The sequence below is a fragment of the Rhizobacter sp. P3_B12 genome, assembly GCF_056402895.1.
In genome coordinates, this window is sequence record NZ_JBFUGN010000908.1 from 1 (window position 1) to 2485 (window position 2485).

The following is a 2485-nucleotide window of genomic DNA, read 5'->3' on the forward strand; positions in this document are numbered from 1 at the left end:
GCACCCGGCCGGTCGCCGCCCGGCCCCGCAGCACCGCGACCCAGCGGGTGTAGGTGCGCCAGTCGCGCACGCCGCCGAGCGCGACCGCGATCGCGCCGGACGGGATCGCCAGCGCTGCGATCGCGGCCTGCTCGGCCAGCGAGGTCTGCATCGTCGGGCGGGCCACCGCCTCGAGCACCGCACCCGGCAGGCCCATCAACTGCGCCAGCCGGTAGAAGCCGAACAGCGTGCGGTTGAACTCGGGGCCGGTGTAGCAGCCCTGCACATGCACGAACGGCACGTGGCGGAAGTGCCGCAGCTTGTCGCGCACCGAACGCGACGCCATGCTGTGCAGCAGCACCAGGTCGTAGCCGTCGGCCGGCAGCTCGCGTGCCGACGAAGCGACGCTCGAGAACACCGCATCGCTGCGGTACAGCGGCAGCAGATGCGCATCGGTCAGCAGGTCCAGCCGCGCGACGCGATCCTGCAGCAGCACCCGCGCCGCGAGGTCCATCAGCGAATCGCCGACCTGCGGCGTGCCCTGGTGGATCCACAGCACGCGGCGGTGTCGTGCCGTGTCGAGGCGCTGCTGCAGCAACCGGCCCTGCCCGTGCCACGCCAGGTTCAGCTCGCGCAACGCACGGCGGCGCGCCGCCTTCCAGGGCGACGCCGCGGCCGCGAAGGCCTGCGCGTTGGACGGCAGCGCCTGCGGGAATGGCGGCGTCCAGGTGGCGCCTGCATAGCGCTCGAGCCAACCCGGCCCGGCCGTCATCGGGCGAGCACTGCCGAACGCAGTGCGTTGAACTGCAGCCGCAGCCACAGCTTCGGCTCGCCGAAGCGCCGGCCCGAGGCGGCACGCCGCCGCGCCAGCAGCCGGGCGGCGCCGTCGTGCGGGCCGTGGCGGATCAGCGCCTTCAGCATGCCGAGCGCCTGCGGCGACAGGCTGGCGGCATCGTCGRACTCGTCGATCGCCCGCAGCACCAGCTGCCGGAAGGCCGCCAGCGCCGGCCGCAGCGCCGGATCGCGCCGTGCCCCCCGCACCAGTTCGCGCAGCAGGCTGCCGAAATAGTGCGCACGCAGCGCGCGCGTCGGCAGCGATTCGACGAAGGCCAGCACCTCGCCCGGCGGCAGCAGCGACGGCAGGTGGTACGGCCCGTGGAAACCGAACACATCGGCCGACAGCGGACCGTCCTCGACGGCGAAGCGCTCGGCCATCGCCAGCGGCGCGAAGCGCAAGCCCTTCGCTTCCAGCGCGGCGCGGTTCGTCTTGCAGATGCACAGGTCTTCGGGATGCTCGGCGCGGATCGACGGATCCTGCAAGGACTGCAGCAGCGCCGCCGAACGCAGCGAGAAGCCGCCGTTGCCGACCTTCCACGGCTGCGGGACGTGGTTCCAGGGCGCGCCGATGTAGTCGACCGACAGGAACTCGTCGCGCCAGGCCGCCGGGTTCAGCACGTAGCCGTCCCATTGCACGACCAGCAGGTGGCTGGTGCGCAGGTGCGGCGCGAGCCCCTTGAGCATGAACTCGGAATAGGCCTCTATGGTGTMCAGCGGCGCGATCTCCACCCAGCGCACGCCGTCCGGCACGGCATGGCCGGCCAGCGAGGCGCGGTCGGTGCACAGGAAGGCGTCTCCCCACGAGACCTGGGCCAGGCAATGCCGCAGGGCCTTCAGCGACCACGCCAGGCGCGGCGTCGAATCGACGCAGCACAGCGTGACCCGGGGCAGCCGCAGGACCGTCATCGTTCTGCGGGAAAGTAGTCGGCACACCGGGCAATGAAGCGGCGCACGCTGGCGCGTGCCTCCTCGGCCTGGTCTTCGAAATGCTGCCGCAGCAGTGGCTGCGTGCGCCGGGCCTCGTCGACGTCGTCGAAGCCCCAGGCCAGGCCGTAGCGGTCGCGCGGATCCGCAAACCACTGTTCCTTGGTGACGCCCTCCTGCGGCACCACGACCGACACGCAGCCGCACAGCGCCGCGAAGGACGAGAACAGGGTGTAGGTGTCGTAGGAGATGCAGGTGCCGACGCGGTTGAACACCTCGGCCATCTGGGCATTCGACATGCCGTCGACGAGGATCGACCCGGCGGGGTCGTGCACCAGCGGACGGTCCTTGCCCTTGCGCAGGAGGTAGCAGCTGCCCTCGCGCGGGCCGAAATTCTTCTGCGCGAAATGGCGCAGGCTGAACGCTGGCACCCTGAGCAGGTTGTCGCCATCCGGGTTCAGCGCCGGATCGTCGAAGGCCTTCAGGTAGTAGAAGAAGCGATCGCCCGGCCCGAACTTGACGCGGCCGGTGTGGAAGCCGGGCTTGTGCAGCAGCCAGCGGATCACATGGCCGGCGCGCAGCGGGTTGCCATCGACGATCTCCGGGTAGATGACGATGGCGCCCTGCAGGTCGCGACGCGTCGCCAGCGGCGTGTTGAGGCCGGGGAAGGTGCGGTAGCGGCGCTCCCTGCGCCGGCCGTGGTACTTGAGCAGGCGCCACAGCGTGCGCACCGGATGCGCCGGGT

Annotated in this window: 2 protein-coding genes and 1 pseudogene; all 3 read right to left on the bottom strand. The window is 71.3% G+C overall.

The window, feature by feature from the left end:
* A partial coding sequence (locus tag AC1D01_RS29885) for a hypothetical protein (protein WP_477872895.1) occupies positions 1-751 on the bottom strand: 751 nt, incomplete at its 3' end.
* Positions 748-1722, bottom strand: coding sequence for a DUF5672 family protein (locus AC1D01_RS29890; protein WP_477872896.1), 975 nt, complete (start codon positions 1720-1722; stop codon positions 748-750). The genes AC1D01_RS29885 and AC1D01_RS29890, both read right to left, overlap by 4 nt.
* A pseudogene (locus AC1D01_RS29895) lies at positions 1719-2485 on the bottom strand (hypothetical protein); the annotation flags it as partial. The gene AC1D01_RS29890 and the pseudogene AC1D01_RS29895, both read right to left, overlap by 4 nt.